Raw genomic sequence first — 16,898 nt, forward strand, 5'->3', positions numbered from 1 at the left:
CCATGATGGACCGTGCAAAGGCATGGATCGGCGACGCCCGCATGCGCAGGCGCGGCTACGCATTGAGCGCGGCGGCCTTCGCGCTGCTCAGCGTGCTGCCGCAACCCTATGTCGCCCGCGCCAAGATCGTGCCGCAGGACAGCAGCAGCATTGGCCTCAGCTCCATGATGAACGCGCTAGGCGGACAGTTGGGCAGCTTCGCCTCTCTGCTGGGCGGCGCGAAACAGCCCATCGACCTGTATCTCGCGGTCGCGCGTACCCCCGAAGTCGGCGACATGGTGATCCGGTCGCTCAGGATGGACGCCCCCGACGCCTATGGTTCGGCCCGTGCCGCGCAAAAGGCGCTGAAGCAGAAGATCGACATCCATTCGCTGACCGGCGGGATGATCGAAGTCGAGGCGCGCACTCACGATCCGGCGGAATCCCAAGCGCTGGCCCGCGCCTATGTCACCGCCATCACCGAGCGGCTCAACGCGCTGGGCAACGACCGGGTGCTGCGCAAACGCGGCATCGTGGAAAAGCGGTTCAAGGAAGCCGCCACCCGCGTCGGTCGGTCGGAAGCCGCACTGAACGCATTCCGCCGCACCAACAATCTGGCCGCGCCCGAAGCACAATTGGGGTCCGAACTGTCCCTGCGCGCCGGTTTGCAGGCGCAGTTGCAGGCCAAGATGGTGGAGCTTCAGACGGCGCGCCAGTTTCAGGGGGATGAAAATCCCGCGCTTCAGGCGCTGCAATCGGAAGTCGCGTCCCTGCGTGCCCAGATCGCCCGCAGCGCCGATCCCAGCACGGGCGCAGCCGGTCCCAACGTGGCCGGCCTGTCCGAGGTGTCGGGCAAATATCTCGACCTCTATCGCGACTATCGCTTCGCTCAGGCGCTGTACGAGGTTTATGCCCGATCGTCCGAAGAGGTGACGGTGGAATCCATCGCCGCCGAAACCGCGTCAGACGCGCAGGTGGTCGAGGCGCCCCGACTGGACATCGATCGCAAGTTCAACATTCCCGCCGTCGCGCTGCTGGCGCTGATCGTGGTGCTGGCCTTCTTCACGGAAATCTACGCACCGGCAACGGACATGCGCCTGCCGCTCATCCATCCGGCGGATCGTCGCCCGTGAACGCACCCGAACTCTCCATCGTCATTCCCTGCTATAATGAGGAGGAGAATGTCCGCGCCATCTGCACCGCCGTCACCGCGCAAGCGGAGCGGCATGCGAAAAGTCATGAGATCATCCTGATCGACAATTTTTCGACCGACTCCACCCGTGCCATCATGCGGGAGCTATGCGCGGAGGATGACCGTGTTCGCGCGATCTTCAACAATCGCAACTATGGTCAGATGCGCTCACCCACCCATGGCATCTATCAGGCCAGCGGGCAGGCGGTGATCGGCATGTGCGCGGATTTTCAGGATCCGCCCGCGATGATCGGTGAATTTCTGGCGCTCTGGCGCGGTGGGGCCAAAGTCGTCCTGGCCCAGCGGCGTCAGGAGCGGACGTCCATATGGCTCGGCCTGACGCGGCGGATCGGCTATGGCCTGCTCGGTCGCTTTGCCGACTATCCCATCATCCCCAACGCCACCGGTTTCGGCCTGTTCGATCGGGCGGTGGTGGATACGCTCAAGCGCTGGAACGAGCCGGAACCCTTCTTCCGGGGAATGGTGGTGGAAAGCGGCTTTTCGCTGGCGCTCGTCCCGTTCGACCGACCGGAACGTGCGGCGGGCGAAACCAAGAACGGGTTCCGTACCCTGCTGTCCTTCGCACTGTCAGGCCTTGCCGGATCTGCCAAGGGGCTGCTGCGCCTGCCAATCCTGATGGCCGTATGGGCGGCGATGGGCAGCATCGGCCTGTTGATCGCAACCCTGATCGCAATGGTCGCTGGCGGCCCGGTCTGGCCACTCACCGCGCTCACCATCGGCACAGGCATGTTTGCGACCATATTGCTGTTCATCGGGCTGATCGGCGATCAGGTGCGGCTGATCGGGGAACGGACGCGTGGCGTTCCGCTGGTGATCGAGGAAGAACGGCTGAACTTCGCGGACCGGGCATGACGGCGCGTCCTCGCATCGCCGTGACCGAATATGCACTGGCGGCCATGGTGGTCGCCAGTGTCGTCTGGGCTGCGCTGTTCTTCCAGCAGAAAGGATTTCTGCCCCAGCCGTTCGTGATGGACACGAACGACACCTTCATGGACTGGTTCAACACCGCCTTCTGGGCGAACCGGCCGGGCGCCTATGATGTGTGGCGCAGCATTTATCCGCCGCTGTCTTTCGTATTCCTGGACCTGTTCAGCCTGTCGGGATGCCACCTGTCATCCCCCTTTGTCGCGCGCGACTGCGACTGGCTGGGACAGGCGACGATTATCGGCGCCTATGCCGTGAACGTCGCGCTGTTCTGGACCCTGTTTCGTCGCAACGACCGGGCGACAGCGATCCCGCGCACCATCGCCATGGCGCTGGGCCTGCCGATGCTCTTCACGCTGGAGCGCGGCAACCTGATCCTGATCGCCATGCCTGCCTTCATGCTGGCGCATGACCCGATGGTGCGCGCGCCATGGGTACGCGCCATGGCGACCGCCGCCACCATCAATTTCAAACCCTATCTGCTGCTCCCCGCTCTGGCCCAGCTGGTCCGGCGCGAATGGCGACCGCTGGAGCTGGCGGGCATCGCCACCATCATCCTCTATCTGGTGACGCTCGCACTGGTAGGATCGGGCACGCCGGGCGAGATCGCATCCAACACCGCCAACTGGATCGTCTTTCAGGGCGGACAGGTGTGGAACGAAGTCAATTATTCCACCAGCTATGCCCCCCTGCTCTCCATCCGCAAGGCTGCGCCCATTCCCCTGCTGGACCTCGTCCCGTCGCGGCTGGTCGAAGGGATCGAATATGTCGTTCCCCTGCTGATCCGCATCAGCCAGCTTGTCGCACTTGCGGCACTGGCCGGTGCATGGCTGCAACCACGAGCGCTCAGCCATGAGCGTGTCGCCATCATGTTGCTGGGCGCCTATCTCGTCACCCAGTCGCCCGGCGGTTACACGCAACTGTTCCTGCTCTTCCTCGTCCTGCTGGAACGGTGGCAGGGGTTCGGACCGAAAATCGCAATCATCTGCACCTATCTCCTCTGCCTCGTCGGCGATGTGCAGATCGCGTCGATCATCGACCTCAACACCAATGGCTGGCTCAGCGGTCGTCCGGTGACGCCCAGTTTCGGCCTTACCATCGGACATTTCCTTCGCCCCGGCCTGATCATCATCATCCTGTGGGCGCTGTCGTGCGACGCCATGGTGCGCATCTATCATGCGCATGCGCGCCACCGCCCCAGCCCCGGACTCGCCATCGCATGATCCCGCAAAACGACCTGATCGCCATCGACATGGCGCTGGCGCCACTATGGCCACGCCTTGAAGGGGCGCGCATTTTCTTCACCGGCGGCACCGGTTTCATCGGCCGTTGGATGCTGGAGGCGCTGGCCCGCGCACCTGTCCATGTCGATGTCTCATTATTGAGCCGCAACCCGGAAGGTTTCGCGGCCCGTGCGCCGCATCTGGCTGATCGCTTCAGGCTGATCCGCGGGGACATTCAGAGCTGCCCTGCGCCCGACGGCGCCTTCACCCACATCGTCCATGGCGCGACGGACGCGAGCGCGGCGCTGACCGCCAACGACCCGCGCCGCATGTTCGACACGATATTGGACGGCACCCGCGCCATGCTGGACCTCGCCCGCGACCGGCAGGCGCGCATGCTGTTCATGAGTTCGGGCGCGGTCTATGGCGTGCAGCCATGGGACGTCACCCATGTCACCGAAGACTGGATTGGCGGCCCGTCCATCCGCGACCCCAGATCCGCCTATGCCGAAGGAAAGCGCGCCGCCGAAACGCTGTGCGCCATCTATGCACAGCAATTCGGCGTGGAAACGGTGACGGCACGCATCTTTGCCCTGCTTGGCCCGCTACTCTCGCTCGACACCCATTTCGCGGCGGGTAACTTCATCCACGACGCCATCGCCGGGCGCGTCATCGAAGTCCAGGGATCGGGACAGGCCGTGCGATCCTATCTCTACGCCGCCGACCTTGCCGTGTGGATGTGGTCCCTTCTGATCGCCGGGGAAAAGGGTGCAGCCTATAATGTCGGGTCGGAGGAAGCGGTATCCATCGCCGACCTTGCCCGACGCACCGCCACAGTGCTGGGCGCGCCGGACGTGCATATCCTTGGCCGCCCAGATTCCGGCTGGAACCCCGGACGCTATGTCCCCTCCACCGCCCTAATCCGCGAAACCCTTGGCGTATCGGCGACCGTCGACATCGACGAAGCGATCCGCCGCACCGCAGCTTCCAATGGATGGACCCCATGACACAGGTAAAACTTTCCGACTGGCTGGCCCAATGGCTGGCCGACAATGGCATCGAACAGGTTTTCATGCTGACCGGTGGCGGCGCCATGCACCTCAACCACAGCATCGGCACCCATTCGGGCCTGAAGACGTTGTTCACCCATCATGAGCAGGCGCTGTCCATGGCGGCGGAGGCCTATGCACGCCTGACCAACAAGCCTGCGGTCGTCAACGTCACATCCGGCCCCGGCGGCACCAATGCGATCACCGGCGTCTATGGCGCTTATGTCGATTCCATTCCGATGCTGGTGCTGTCGGGTCAGGTGAAGCGCGAAACCACCGTGCGTTCGACCGGCCTGCCGCTGCGTCAACTGGGCGATCAGGAATTGGACATCGAGGAACTGGTCAGGCCCGTCACCAAATATGCGGTAATGGTGAACGATCCGCAGGCGATCCGATACCATCTGGAAAAGGCGCTGCATCTGGCGACGAAGGGTCGGCCGGGGCCGGTATGGGTGGACATCCCGCTCGACGTGCAGGCGGCCAAGATCGATCCCGACACACTGACCGGCTTTGACCCCGCCGAACTGGAACAGCCATGGCTGGACACCGACCTTGGCCCCATTGCCCGCGAGATACTGGATCGGCTGCAAAAGGCCGAACGGCCGGTGGTCTTCGCCGGTGGCGGCGTACGCCTGTCGGGCGCGCATCGCGACTTCATCGCGCTGGTGGAGCGGCTGGGGGTGCCGGTCGTCACCGGGTGGAACGCGCATGACGTGCTGTGGAACGACCACCCGCTCTATGCCGGGCGGCCCGGCACGGTGGGCGATCGTGGCGGCAATATGGTGACGCAGAGCGCGGACCTGCTGATCATTCTGGGTAGTCGCCTCAACATCCGGCAGGTCAGCTATAATTGGGACAGCTTCGCCCGCGCCGCCTATAAAATCTGGGTCGACATCGATCCGCTGGAGTTACAGAAGCCGACGGTCAAGCCCGACATGCCGATCGTCGCCGATCTGGCCGATCTGATCCCGGCATTGCTGGCGCAGGATTATGCGGGGCCGACCGACCGGCATCGCGAATGGCTGACATGGTCGCGCGAACGTGTCGCCCGCTTCCCCGCCGTGCTGCCCGAATATCATGACCATGGCCCGGCCAATCATCCCTATGTCGCGATGGAAAAGCTGTTCGACGCACTGGATGAGGATGACATCGTGGTCACGGGCAATGGCAGCGCCTGCGTCGTGAGTTTTCAGTCCGCGCATCTGAAGCAGGGCCAGCGGCTGTGGACCAATTCCGGTTGCGCCACCATGGGGTACGACCTGCCCGCCGCCATCGGCGTCAGCGCCGCCATCGGCCCGGAGCGCCGCGTCATCTGCATCGCGGGCGACGGCAGCATCATGATGAACATTCAGGAAATGCAGACGATCGCGGGATATGGCCTGCCGATAAAGGTCTTCCTGATCAACAATAGCGGTTACGTCTCCATCTTCCAGACGCATCGCAATTTCTTCAACGGTGTGGAAGTGGGCGGCGGCCCCAAGAGCAACGTGACCTTCCCTGACTTCGCCAAGGTGTCGGCAGCCTTCGGATTCGATTATGTTCGCGCCGACGGGCATAATGACCTGGCGCAGGCGATCGCGGATACGCTCGCCACGCCCGGTCCGGCGCTGTGCGAAATCATCGTCGACGAACATGTGTCCTTTGCGCCAAAGCTGGGGGCCAAGGTTCACCCGGATGGCCGCATCACATCGCCTGCTCTGGAGGATCTTTCGCCCTTCCTGCCGCGCGACGTGCTTCAGGACAATATGGCGATCCCCCTGATGGAGGAGATGTGAAGGCCGCGACCCTGCCCGGCCAGAAGTCGCATGGACGCCGCCCGCTGCGTTTCCTGATCGCGGGCGGCATCAACACGGCGTTCGGCCTTGCCTTCTACCCGCTGCTTTTGTGGAGCGTTCCGGCGCTCCACAGTCGTTATATGATCGCCCTGTTGATCGCGCAGGCGGTGTGCCTCTGCTTCGCCTTCACGACGTACAAGCTGGGGGTTTTCCGCACGCAGGGGAGTATCCTGCGTGAATTTGCGACCTTCGCCAGCTATTATCTGTTCAACTACGCGCTCAACTGGGGGGCATTACCGCTGCTGGTCGAGGCGGGCGGCCTGTCGCCCATCCTCGCCCAGTTCGGCTTTTCCCTGTTGCTGATCGCCGGAAGCTGGTTTTGGCACAGCCGTGTCACTTTCAAGGACAGGACATAGGATCACGACGCTTCCCGCGCTGCGCAATCGTACCTGCCCCTGTTGCGGGGCCACCGATGGAAAGCGGGAAATCGCCAGCCCCGGCGACGTCGAAGGCATGACTCTGGAACAGTTGCGCCCCTATTGGCACGGACTGGAGAAGGAGAAGCATTTCTTCCCCTATCGCCGCTGCCAGCGCTGCGCGCTGCTCTATAATCCTGCCTTCTTCGACGGTGCGCAACTGGCCGATCTTTACAGCAGCATGCCGCCCAATATGGATATGGTGCCGTTTGCGCCGTGGCGGATACGCAGCGCGGATATTTCGCCGCCGCTGCGCGCAACGGCCCGCTGGCTGGCGGCTATCTGGAAATTGGGCCGGACATCGGCCATGTGGTGACGCAGGCCGTCGCTCATGGCGGTTTCGACCGATACTGGCTGTTCGAACCCAATCAGGCCGTACATACCCCGTTGCGGCAGGCGGCGGGCGGTAAGCCGACGGAAATCCTGACCGACATGACCGACCTGTCCCCGGTTCCGGACGGAAGCGTCGGGCTGGCCGTCATGATCCATGTGCTGGACCATCTGCTCGATCCGCTGGCCATGCTGCGCAGCATATATGCAAAGCTGAAGCCCGGCGGCGCGCTGCTGACCGACCCATGACGAAGCATCCTTGTTGCGCCGGGTGCTGGGTCGCCGCTGGCCGCCATTCTACCTGCAACATCCGCTGCTTTATAATCCGCATACGATCAGCACGCTGGTCAGCCGGGCGGGCTTTCCGGTCGTGCAGGTCCGTCCCAGTGTCAATCATTTCCCGATCGATTTTCTGGCCCGCCAGGCGGCGCAGGCGGCGGGCATGAAACTGCCCTGCCACCTGCCCCTGCCACGGCGCGCCATTGGGCTGCGCCTTGGCAATATGCTGGCGATCGCTCAGGCCGCGGCCTGAACGACACCTCGTCCGGCCTGCCCGATATAGCGGCCGATTTGCTCCAGCGTAACGGCGCGTGCATCTTCGCCCGTGCCGACCCGCTGGTGCCACTCCACGATCCAATCGATCGTCTGCGCCAGCCGCAAGGCGGGCTGCCAGCCCAGCGCCGATTTTGCCCGCGAACAATCGAGCCGCAGCAATCCTGCCTCATGCGGTTGCGGGCCATCGTCCAGCGTCGCCGGGGTAGCGTCTTCACTCCATGCGGCGCGCATGCGATCGACGATCCAGCCGACTGGCCGGGCATCCTCATCGGCCGGGCCGAAATTCCAGCCATCGGCAAAGCGCCGTTCACCCGCCAGCAGTCGCTCCGCGATCATCAGATAACCGCCCAGCGCCTCCAGCACGTGCTGCCACGGCCGCACGGACTGGGGCGATCGGATCAGCGGCGCCGCGCCCGCTTCGAAAGCGCGGACCAGATCGGGCACCAGACGATCTGCCGCCCAGTCCCCGCCACCGATTACATTCCCCGCACGGACCGACGCCAGCGCAGGGCCTTCATGTTGAAAATAGGAACGGCGCCAGGCAGACACGACGAGTTCGGCGCATCCCTTGCTGCTGCTGTAGGGATCATGCCCGCCCATCGGATCTGTTTCGCGATAGGGCCATTCCCATTCGCGATTTTCATAGCATTTGTCGCTGGTGACGCACACGATCCCCGCCACGCCGCCGACATGCCGCGCCGCTTCCAGCACATGAACCGTGCCCATGACATTGGCGGCATAGGTTTCGATCGGCTGTTCGTAGGACAGGCGCACCAATGGCTGGGCGGCGAGGTGGAATATGATTTCGGGCCTCGCCCGCTCGACTGCCGCATGCACGGCAGCAGGATCGCGCACATCGCCTTCGACATGGTCGATCAGTTCGCCGAGGCGCGTTGCATCGAACAGGCTGGGGTCGCTGGGCGGCGGAAGGGAGAAACCGGTAACCTTCGCCCCCATGGCATGCAGCCAGATTGCCAGCCAGCTGCCCTTGAAGCCGCTGTCGCCGGTCACGAGGACGCGGCGACCATTCCAGACGGGATTTACCAGCGCTTCCACGGTGCGCCCCCCGTCCGCCACAGCGTATCCAGATGAATCTTGTCGCGCAGCGTGTCCATCGGGTGCCAGAAACCATCATGACGATAACCCATCAGGTCACCATTGGCCGCCAGCGTTTCCAGCGGTCCGGATTCCCAGATAGTGTCCGGCCCGTTGACGAGGTCAAGAACACTGGGATGGGCGACGAAAAAGCCGCCATTGATCAGGCCGCCGTCGCCCGCAGGCTTTTCGCGAAAAGCCGTCACCTGATCGCCTTCGAACTCCAGCGCGCCAAATCGTCCCGGCGGCGTGACGGAGGTGATCGTCGCGCGCCGTCCATGCGCATGATGAAAACGCACAAGATCAGCCACGTCGATGTCCGCAACGCCGTCACCATAGGTGAAACAGAAAGGTTCGTCGGGATCGAGATAGGGGCGGATCGCCGCCAGGCGTCCCCCCGTCATCGTTTCCGCGCCGGTTTCCACCAGCGAAATGCGCCAGGGTTCGTTGCGGGTATGGTGAATTTCCATGCCATTGCCGCCGCGCAGGTCGATGGTGACATCGGCGGTATGCAGGAAGTAGTTGGCGAAAAATTCCTTGATGACATAGCCTTTATAACCAAGGCAGATCACGAAATCGTTGAGGCCCGCGGCCGAATAGATTTTCATGATATGCCACAGGATCGGCATGTCGCCGATTTCGACCATGGGCTTGGGCCTGACGGCGGTTTCTTCGCCAAGCCGGCTGCCAAGGCCGCCAGCCAAAATTACGGTACGCATTCGTCCTCCCGGAACAGGTGGTTTGCATGAAGACGGAGCCAGATCGCGCATCCCGTCCGGCAAAGGCGCGTCGATTGCCCGGCAAAGAGACGGTCGCCCTGATCCTGATCATGCTGGTCGCCGCCGCCTGGCGGTTGTGGCACATCGATTTCGGGCTGCCTGCGCTGAATGATCCCGACGAACCGCTGTTCGTGACGACGGCGCTCGACATGTTGCGCGAACATCGGCTGAACCCGGAATGGTTCGGACATCCCGCGACGATCCTGTTCTACGCACTGGCGGCCATTTTCGCCGTTATCGGCTATGTCGGAACCTTGACCGGCCAATGGGCCGATACCGCAGGATATGTATCGGCGGTCTATGCCGATCCGGGCATCGTCATCCTGCCGATGCGCCTGTTCATCATGACGACCGGGCTGGGTTGCATTTATCTGATTTACCGCGTCGGCCGCGAGGCGGCCGGTTCGGCCGCAGGCCTGATCGCCGCGGCGTTGCTGGCGTGCAACGGCCTGCATATCGAATTGTCACAGGTCATTCGTACCGATATGATCGCCAGCCTTTTCATGCTGGGCAGTTGCCTGTTCACGCTCCGCGCGGCCAGCACGGGCCGGATGCGCCACCATATGCTGGCCGGGATCATGCTGGGCCTTGGCGGCGCGACCAAATGGCCCTCGCTGCTGTTCATCGTCAACGCGCCCGGTGCCATTCTGTATCGCTGGCGACAGGATGGATGGCGGCGATGCCTGATATTGCTGCCGGTCGCGATCGCCTGCGCCATCGTGGCCCTATGCCTTGCTTCGCCTTATCTGCTGCTGGACCATGCAACGGTGTTGCGCGATCTGGGCGGCGAAGCGCGTACCGCCCATCCCGGCTCAACCGGCGGGACGGCGATGGAAAATATGCTCTGGTACGCTCGGCATGTCGTACTGAACGGGTTCGGGCCGGTTGGCGCGATATTGGCCACAATGGGCCTTGCTCTGGCCCCATGGCGGGCGCGAAGACTGGCCCTGGCCGCCTTGCCCGGTGCGGCACTGTTCTTCGCTGGCATAGCGTTTCAAGCGCTCATCTGGGAACGCTGGGCCGTGCCGCTGCTCCCCTGGATCGCGATCGCCATCGCCATCGCGCTGGTCACGCTGGTCGGGAAACTACGGGAGAAGTGGCAACCTGCCGCCATGGCGATCATGCTGGCCGCTCTCCTGTTCCCGATGGCCAGCGGCAGCGCTTCGCGAACCCGGATGCGCGCCCATGATACGCGGCAGATGGCCAGCCAGTGGGTGCGCGAGCATGTGCCCGCTGGAAAATCCTTGCTCATCGAGGACGCGGCGTTCGATCTTCTGAAGTGGAACGGCCGCGTCCTGTTTCCACTGGGTGACGCCGGCTGCGTCGACGTCCATCGGTTGCTCGGCGCGAAACCCAGCTATCAACAGATTGGCGAGAAACGTTCCGGCAAGGCGATCGTGGATCTGGGCAATGTCGCGCCGCAAAAACTGGCGAGTTGTAACAGCGATGTCGCCATCATCACCCATTATGATCGATACCGCCGGGAAGCCGGCACTTTTCCCGATGAACTGGCGCAATATGACGCATTGATGCGCAACGGGCACATACTGGCGACCTTCCGCCCCATTGCCGGACTTCAGGGTGGCCCGGACACCTATGTCGTTCAGCGAAACGGGCCGTCGACGGGGCGCTAGCCATTTTCGACAGATGACATGTGTCGAAAGCAGCGGCCGCGTTTTTGCGCGGTCGTAAAAGATGTTTGACCCCGCCTGTCCGCACGGCAATGATCCCGCCTTATCAAACCGGTATAGCCCGACGGCCATGCCGCGATAAAGCCGACGCGCCCGAACCGGTCGCGTCCAGCGCACAATCCGACCCGCATCATGCGGGCACGAACAGGCGGGAGACTAACCTTGCACAGACGCGATTTTCTGGCCTTTGGGGCCGTGGGCGTAGGGGGCCTCGTCCTCCCATCCATGTTCGGCAAGGTGATTGCCGCAGAAGAACTGGGCAACAGCATCGACGTGGCGGTGAAGAAGTCGCTCGCCGACGCGGCCATGAATGCGGCGAAAAGCGCGGGCGCAACCTATTGCGACGTGCGCGTGGGCCGTTACCTTCGCCAGTTCGTCATCACCCGCGAACGCAATGTCGAAAATGTCGTGAACACGGAATCGACCGGGGTCGGCATCCGCGTGATCGCGAACGGCGCATGGGGCTTTGCCGCCACGAACGACATGACCAAAGAAGCCGTGGCCAAGGCCGCAGCGCAGGCCGTCGCCATCGCAAAGGCCAATGCGCCCGGCCAGAGCGCGCCGGTACAGCTTGCCCCCGTCAAGGGCGTGGGCGAAGTCAGCTGGCGCACGCCGATCGTCAAGAACAGCATGACTGTGCCGATCAAGGACAAGGTCGACCTGTTGATGGGCGTTAACGCCGCCGCGCTGGACGCGGGCGCGGACTTCATCCGTTCGACGCTGTTCCTGGTGAACGAGCAGAAATATTTCGCCAGCACCGATGGCAGCTATATCGATCAGGACATTCATCGCATCTGGGCGCCGATGGAAGTGACCGCGATCGACAAGGCCAGCGGCAAGTTCCGCACCCGCGAAGGACTGTCGGCGCCGATGGGCCTTGGCTATGAATATCTGGATGGCGCGGCCAGCGGCAAGACCGTGCTGCCCAACGGCGTTACGGTCTATGGCCAGTCCTACGACATGAAGGAAGACGCCATCGCCGCCGCCAAACAGGCGCGCGCCAAGATCAAGGCGCCGTCGGTCAAGCCGGGCAAATATGATCTGGTGCTGGACCCGTCGCACACCTGGCTGACGATCCACGAATCCGTCGGACACCCGCTCGAACTCGACCGCGTGCTGGGATATGAAGCCAATTATGCCGGGACCAGCTTCGCCACGATGGACAAGCTGCAAAGCCATTTCCAATATGGCAGCGACAAGGTGAACATCGTCGCCGACAAAACGCAGCCGGGCAGCCTTGGCGCGGTTTCCTATGACGATGAAGGCGTGAAGACCAAGAAATGGGATTTGATCCGCGACGGCAAGCTGGTCGGTTATCAGGCGATCCGCGATCAGGCGCATATCGAGGGCAAGAAGGAATCGGACGGCTGCGCCTATGCCGACAGCTGGTCCAACGTGCAGTTCCAGCGCATGGCGAACGTGTCGCTGGAACCGGGCAAGGCCAAGCAGAGTGTCGCGGACATGATCGCAGGCGTTGAAGACGGTATCTACATCATCGGCGACGGCAGCTTCTCGATCGATCAGCAGCGTTACAATGCGCAGTTCGGCGGCCAGCTGTTTTACGAAATCAAGAACGGCAAGATTACCCAGCAGATCGAGGATGTCGCCTATCAGATCCGCACGCCGGAATTCTGGAACGGCTGCGCAGGTGTCTGCGACGCCAGCGATTACCGTCTGGGCGGCTCCTTCTTCGACGGCAAGGGGCAGCCTGCACAGGTTTCCGCCGTATCGCACGGGTCTTCTACCGCGCGGTTCAACGGCATCAACGTCATCAACACCGCCCGTTCGCTCGGCTGATCGGTTAGGGAGACAGAAAAATGAGCATCCTTTCCGAAGCACAGGCCAAGGCCATTCTGACCAAGGTCGTCGGTTTTTCCAAGGCGGACGAATGCACCGCCCAACTGACCGGCAGCACGCGGGGCAATGTCCGTTTCGCGCGCAACGACGTGTCGACGGCTGGCGTGACCGACAACATCGAACTGGGCGTGCAGGTCGCGTTCGGCAAGCGCGTGGGCACCGCGACCATCAACCAGTTCGATGACGCCGCGCTGGAACGCGTCGTCCGCCGCGCGGAAGAACTGGCGAAGCTGGCCCCGGAAAATCCGGAATTCATGCCCGCCCTCGCCAAGCAGAGCTACACGCCGACAGACACGTTCAGCGCGTCGACGGCTGGCATCGACGCCGCCTATCGCGCCAAGGTCGCGACCGACAGCATCGCGCCATGTCGTGCAGGCAAGCTGGTCGCGGCCGGCTATCTGGAGGATGAGACGGGCTTCGTCGCGTTCATGAACAGCAAGGGCAATTACGGTTATCAGACCTCCACCAGTTCCGACTATACCTGCACCGTTCGTACAGAGGATGGCCGGGGTTCGGGCTGGGTCGGCCATAATGTGCAGGACGTCGCCACCTTCAACGCGGGTGAGGATATTCGCGTCGCCATGCGCAAGGCGTCCGCTTCGGCTGATGCCAAGGCGCTGGAACCCGGCAAATATACCGTCATTCTGGAACCGGCCGCGGCCGCTGGCCTGGTCGCTTTCATGATGTATTTCTTCGACGCGCGTTCAGCCGACGAAGGCCGCAGCTTCCTGTCGAAGAAGGGCGGCGGCAACAAGCTGGGCGAACAGGTCTATGGTCCTCAGGTAAACATGTTCACCGATCCGTCCTATCCCGGCGGCGCGGTCTATCCCTGGGACGAAGACGGCGTGCCGCGCGCCAAATTGCCGATCATCCAGAACGGCAAGCTGATGAACATGAACTACAGCCGCTTTTGGGCGCAAAAGCAGGGCAAACCCGCACAGGCGCAGTTCGGCAATATCATCATGGAAGGCGGCACCAAGTCGACCGCGGACCTGATCCGCACCACCGAACGCGGCATATTGGTATCGCGTACCTGGTATATCCGCATGGTGGACCCGCAGACGGTGCTGCTGACCGGCCTGACCCGCGATGGCACTTTCTACATCGAAAACGGCCAGATCAAATATCCGGTGAAGAATTTCCGCTTCAACGAAAGCCCGGTGATCATGCTGAACAATGTGGAAGAGTTCGGCAAGCCGGTGCGGGTGAAGAGTGACGAATCGGGCACCGTCATGATCATTCCGCCGATGAAGCTGCGCGACTTCACCTTCACATCTCTGTCGGACGCGGTGTGAGGTCCGTACGGACGGCATGACGCGGAGTGAATTTCTTCGGTTGATGGCAGGCGGTCTGGCTGGCGCGATGCTGGCCCGTCCGCCCGTCGCCTGCGCCGCCGGTGGGTTCGATTTCTGGTTCACCCGGCTGCGGTACGACAGCGGCGACTGGGACGTGGACCAGCGCACGCCGTCCAACATCATCACGGCGCTGATCGACTATACGACCTTGCGCGTCGATCCGAAGGAGCATGTCGTCGCCCTGTCCGATCCCAGGATGCTGACGGCCCCCTTCTGCTACATGGCCGGGCACAAATTGGTGGAGTTTTCGGCGGCGGAGCGGCGCAATTTCGAACGCTATGTCCGCAATGGCGGCTTCATCATGGTCGATGATTGCAACCATGACATTGATGGCCTGTTCGCAAAGTCGTTCGAGTCGCAGATGGGCAAGATATTCGGGCCAAAAGCGTTGAAGGAATTACCCAAGGGCCACGGCCTTTATCGCAGCTTCTTCAGGTTCGACGGCCCCCCCAATACCGCGTTGGAACTCAATGGCTGGGGCGACGATCTGGTTCACGACTATCTCAAGGGGATAGAGGTGAACGGACGGCTGGGCGTTTTATACAGTAACAAGGATTATGGCTGCGAATGGGATTATGACTGGCGCAACAAGCGCTTTCTGGCCGAGGATAATACGAAATTCGCGGTCAATATCGTGATGTATGCGCTGTCGGTGTGACGTCGCGCGCTCCATTCCAGCATTTCGCCCAGCAAGGGACATGACATGACCGACATTAGTGAAGCCGTTATTCAAGAGCGTCTTGCACGCCTTATCGACCTGCGCGCCGCAATCGGGCAGGCGATCGTGGGGCAGGCCGATGTCGTGGAACAGTTGCTGATCGGCCTGCTGGCGGGCGGTCATTGCCTGTTGGAAGGCGTGCCGGGCCTGGGCAAGACATTGCTGGTCCGTTCGCTGGGCGAAGCGTTGAAACTGGACTTCCATCGTGTCCAATTCACGCCCGACCTGATGCCCAGCGACATTTTGGGCACGGAATTGCTGGAAGAAGACCATGGCCCCGGCCAGCGCAGTTTCCGGTTTCAACAGGGACCGGGGTTCACCAACCTGTTGCTGGCTGACGAACTCAACCGGACCCCGCCAAAGACGCAGGCGGCGCTGCTGGAGGCGATGCAGGAAAAGACCGTCAGCTATGGCGGCGTGACGCACCAGTTGCCCAAGCCGTTTTTCGTGCTGGCCACGCAGAACCCGCTGGAACAGGCGGGCACATATCCCCTGCCCGAAGCGCAGCTCGACCGGTTTCTGCTGCACATCCGCGTCGATTATCCGACCGAAGCCGAAGAGCGCGCCATTCTGGCGCAGACGACCGGTTCGGGTGGCGGCGCAGTGCCTGCGGTCATGGCGGGGGAAGAGGTGCTGGCGCTCCAGAAACTGGTGCGCGATGTGCATCTGAACGACGATCTGCTGCATTGGGTAACGCGGATCGTGCGGGCCAGTCGTCCGGGCGATGGCGCGCCCGAAGACATTCGCAAATATGTGAAGTGGGGCGCAGGCCCGCGCGCGGGGCAGGCCCTGATCCTGACGGCGAAGGCGCGCGCCCTGCTCCACGGCCGATTGGCCGCAACACGCGACGATATTGCCGCCCTTGCCGCACCGGTAATGCGACACCGACTGTTGCTGTCCTTTGCGGCCGAGGCAGAGGGGCGCAGCGCCGACGATGTCGTTGCCGCCCTCATCCGCGCCGTGCCGCTGGCCTGATCCGGGCGATGGTCGACCTGATCCCCGCCGACGTACGCAGCCGCCTTCGCGGCCTGCGCCTTGTCACGCGCCGGGCGGTGGGGTCGCACGGGCTGGGCCTGCACCAGAGCCACAGCCGTGGCGCGGGGTTGGAATTCGCGCAATATCGCGCCTATGAACCCGGCGACGAACTGCGTCAGATCGACTGGAAACTCTACGCCCGGTCGGACAAATTTTTCGTACGCGAAGCCGAACGGGAAAGCCCCGTCGCCGTCTGGATATTGATGGATGCCAGCGCATCCATGGGACAGGCCGACGCCACGCGGCCCGATTACAGTCGATTGGACGCCGCAAAAAGCATGGCGGCGGCCATTGCCCACCTTGCCCTGGATCAAGGCGATCGGTTCGGCTTCATGGCTCTGGGCGACGGCGGCCTGACGTTGCTGCCGCCGGCCACCGGTCCGCGCCAGCGCGACAGGATGTTGCTGGATCTACTGAAAATACGGACCTCCCGCACCTTTGCTCAGGACAATCAGTTGGGTCCGGTCTGGGAACGCGTCGGTCCCCATGATCTGGTGATCCTCTTATCCGACTGTTTCGATGAAGGGGCGATCGGACTGGCGGAAAAACTCGCCGCAGCCGGGCGTGAGGTGCTGGTTATTGAAATGCTGACCGTTGCGGAGCGGGATTTCCCCTTCGATGGCGGCTATCGATTCCGTGATCCGGAAACTGGCGAGGAATTGCTGGCGGACGGCGCGGCGCTCCGCACTGAATTTCTCGCGAGGTTCGGCGAAGCGCGGGAAAGGCTAAGGCAAAGACTGACCGCCGTTGGCATCCGGCATGCCGTGCATGTGCTGGACGAGCCGGTAGACCTGCCATTGCGTCGCCTGTTTTCCGCGCATGACGCGGCGGAATATGCATGAAC

General features: G+C 62.8%; 17 protein-coding genes. 15 read left to right on the forward strand and 2 right to left on the reverse strand.

Annotated elements, in window-relative coordinates; all coding sequences use genetic code 11:
• Positions 1-2: 2 nt before the first annotated feature.
• The 9 genes from ACOJSJ_RS18480 to ACOJSJ_RS18520 are packed head-to-tail and all read left to right on the forward strand — an operon-like array spanning position 3 to position 7,501.
• Entirely contained in the window at positions 3-1,112 is a 1,110-nt protein-coding gene (locus ACOJSJ_RS18480; RefSeq protein WP_420146419.1) for a capsule biosynthesis protein, read from the forward strand.
• The gene (locus tag ACOJSJ_RS18485) at positions 1,109-2,044 is read left to right on the forward strand and encodes a glycosyltransferase family 2 protein (RefSeq protein WP_420146420.1); all 936 of its coding nucleotides are present in this window, start codon (positions 1,109-1,111) and stop codon (positions 2,042-2,044) included. Before ACOJSJ_RS18480 ends, ACOJSJ_RS18485 begins: the two co-directional genes overlap by 4 nt.
• Positions 2,041-3,339 (forward strand): hypothetical protein, encoded by a 1,299-nt coding sequence (locus tag ACOJSJ_RS18490; protein ID WP_420146421.1) that lies wholly within the window; start codon positions 2,041-2,043, stop codon positions 3,337-3,339. The genes ACOJSJ_RS18485 and ACOJSJ_RS18490 overlap by 4 nt, the downstream gene beginning before the upstream one ends.
• A complete protein-coding gene (locus tag ACOJSJ_RS18495) occupies positions 3,336-4,346 on the forward strand; it encodes an NAD-dependent epimerase/dehydratase family protein (protein WP_420146422.1) in 1,011 nt (336 codons plus the stop codon). Before ACOJSJ_RS18490 ends, ACOJSJ_RS18495 begins: the two co-directional genes overlap by 4 nt.
• A complete protein-coding gene (locus ACOJSJ_RS18500) occupies positions 4,343-6,163 on the forward strand; it encodes a thiamine pyrophosphate-binding protein (RefSeq protein ID WP_420146423.1) in 1,821 nt (606 codons plus the stop codon). Before ACOJSJ_RS18495 ends, ACOJSJ_RS18500 begins: the two co-directional genes overlap by 4 nt.
• Positions 6,160-6,579 (forward strand): GtrA family protein, encoded by a 420-nt coding sequence (locus ACOJSJ_RS18505; RefSeq protein ID WP_420146424.1) that lies wholly within the window; start codon positions 6,160-6,162, stop codon positions 6,577-6,579. The genes ACOJSJ_RS18500 and ACOJSJ_RS18505 overlap by 4 nt, the downstream gene beginning before the upstream one ends.
• Positions 6,554-6,955: a hypothetical protein gene (locus ACOJSJ_RS18510; protein WP_420146425.1), complete on the forward strand. Its 402-nt coding sequence runs from the start codon at positions 6,554-6,556 to the stop codon at positions 6,953-6,955. The genes ACOJSJ_RS18505 and ACOJSJ_RS18510 overlap by 26 nt, the downstream gene beginning before the upstream one ends.
• On the forward strand, positions 6,949-7,218 hold the full coding sequence (locus ACOJSJ_RS18515; protein WP_420146426.1) for a class I SAM-dependent methyltransferase: 270 nt from the start codon (positions 6,949-6,951) through the stop codon (positions 7,216-7,218). The genes ACOJSJ_RS18510 and ACOJSJ_RS18515 overlap by 7 nt, the downstream gene beginning before the upstream one ends.
• A gap of 10 nt (positions 7,219-7,228) precedes the next feature.
• Positions 7,229-7,501 carry a hypothetical protein gene (locus ACOJSJ_RS18520; RefSeq protein ID WP_420146427.1) on the forward strand — a complete coding sequence of 91 codons (273 nt, stop codon included), beginning with the start codon at positions 7,229-7,231 and terminating at the stop codon, positions 7,499-7,501.
• Here ACOJSJ_RS18520 and rfbG read toward each other — a convergent pair.
• Together rfbG and rfbF are read right to left on the reverse strand one after the other, a co-directional pair.
• Positions 7,486-8,580, reverse strand: coding sequence for a CDP-glucose 4,6-dehydratase (gene rfbG, locus ACOJSJ_RS18525; RefSeq protein WP_420146428.1), 1,095 nt, complete (start codon positions 8,578-8,580; stop codon positions 7,486-7,488). The genes ACOJSJ_RS18520 and rfbG overlap by 16 nt on opposite strands.
• On the reverse strand, positions 8,565-9,338 hold the full coding sequence (gene rfbF, locus ACOJSJ_RS18530; RefSeq protein ID WP_420146429.1) for a glucose-1-phosphate cytidylyltransferase: 774 nt from the start codon (positions 9,336-9,338) through the stop codon (positions 8,565-8,567). Before rfbF ends, rfbG begins: the two co-directional genes overlap by 16 nt.
• 26 nt (positions 9,339-9,364) lie before the next feature.
• Here rfbF and ACOJSJ_RS18535 point away from each other — a divergent pair, with 26 nt between their 5' ends.
• The 6 genes from ACOJSJ_RS18535 to ACOJSJ_RS18560 all read left to right on the forward strand — a co-directional run bounded on the left by ACOJSJ_RS18535 (position 9,365) and on the right by ACOJSJ_RS18560 (position 16,896).
• Positions 9,365-11,032: an ArnT family glycosyltransferase gene (locus ACOJSJ_RS18535; RefSeq protein ID WP_420146430.1), complete on the forward strand. Its 1,668-nt coding sequence runs from the start codon at positions 9,365-9,367 to the stop codon at positions 11,030-11,032.
• A 219-nt stretch (positions 11,033-11,251) separates the two neighbouring features.
• Positions 11,252-12,886, forward strand: a complete 1,635-nt coding sequence (locus ACOJSJ_RS18540; protein WP_420146431.1) for a TldD/PmbA family protein — start codon at positions 11,252-11,254, stop codon at positions 12,884-12,886.
• 20 nt (positions 12,887-12,906) lie between these two features.
• Positions 12,907-14,241, forward strand: a complete 1,335-nt coding sequence (locus tag ACOJSJ_RS18545; protein WP_420146432.1) for a TldD/PmbA family protein — start codon at positions 12,907-12,909, stop codon at positions 14,239-14,241.
• A 43-nt stretch (positions 14,242-14,284) separates the two neighbouring features.
• Positions 14,285-14,959, forward strand: a complete 675-nt coding sequence (locus ACOJSJ_RS18550; RefSeq protein WP_420146433.1) for a DUF4159 domain-containing protein — start codon at positions 14,285-14,287, stop codon at positions 14,957-14,959.
• A gap of 45 nt (positions 14,960-15,004) precedes the next feature.
• Positions 15,005-15,994, forward strand: a complete 990-nt coding sequence (locus tag ACOJSJ_RS18555) for an AAA family ATPase (protein ID WP_420146434.1) — start codon at positions 15,005-15,007, stop codon at positions 15,992-15,994.
• An 8-nt stretch (positions 15,995-16,002) separates the two neighbouring features.
• Complete coding sequence (locus ACOJSJ_RS18560) at positions 16,003-16,896, forward strand: DUF58 domain-containing protein (protein WP_420146435.1); 894 nt, start codon at positions 16,003-16,005, stop codon at positions 16,894-16,896.
• Positions 16,897-16,898: the final 2 nt, after the last annotated feature.

It is taken from the genome of Sphingobium sp. (assembly GCF_048594625.1).
In the GTDB taxonomy this organism is placed as follows: Bacteria; Pseudomonadota; Alphaproteobacteria; order Sphingomonadales; family Sphingomonadaceae; genus Sphingobium.

Bases quoted from the DNA above. Each gene is read 5' to 3' on its own strand.
- rfbF (WP_420146429.1), bottom strand. From the start codon at position 9,338: ATGCGTACCGTAATTTTGGCTGGCGGCCTTGGCAGCCGGCTTGGCGAA.
- ACOJSJ_RS18535 (WP_420146430.1), top strand. From the start codon at position 9,365: ATGAAGACGGAGCCAGATCGCGCATCCCGTCCGGCAAAGGCGCGTCGA.
- ACOJSJ_RS18500 (WP_420146423.1), top strand. From the start codon at position 4,343: ATGACACAGGTAAAACTTTCCGACTGGCTGGCCCAATGGCTGGCCGAC.
- ACOJSJ_RS18490 (WP_420146421.1), top strand. From the start codon at position 2,041: ATGACGGCGCGTCCTCGCATCGCCGTGACCGAATATGCACTGGCGGCC.
- ACOJSJ_RS18555 (WP_420146434.1), top strand. From the start codon at position 15,005: ATGACCGACATTAGTGAAGCCGTTATTCAAGAGCGTCTTGCACGCCTT.
- ACOJSJ_RS18480 (WP_420146419.1), top strand. From the start codon at position 3: ATGATGGACCGTGCAAAGGCATGGATCGGCGACGCCCGCATGCGCAGG.
- ACOJSJ_RS18495 (WP_420146422.1), top strand. From the start codon at position 3,336: ATGATCCCGCAAAACGACCTGATCGCCATCGACATGGCGCTGGCGCCA.
- ACOJSJ_RS18550 (WP_420146433.1), top strand. From the start codon at position 14,285: ATGGCAGGCGGTCTGGCTGGCGCGATGCTGGCCCGTCCGCCCGTCGCC.
- ACOJSJ_RS18545 (WP_420146432.1), top strand. From the start codon at position 12,907: ATGAGCATCCTTTCCGAAGCACAGGCCAAGGCCATTCTGACCAAGGTC.
- ACOJSJ_RS18560 (WP_420146435.1), top strand. From the start codon at position 16,003: ATGGTCGACCTGATCCCCGCCGACGTACGCAGCCGCCTTCGCGGCCTG.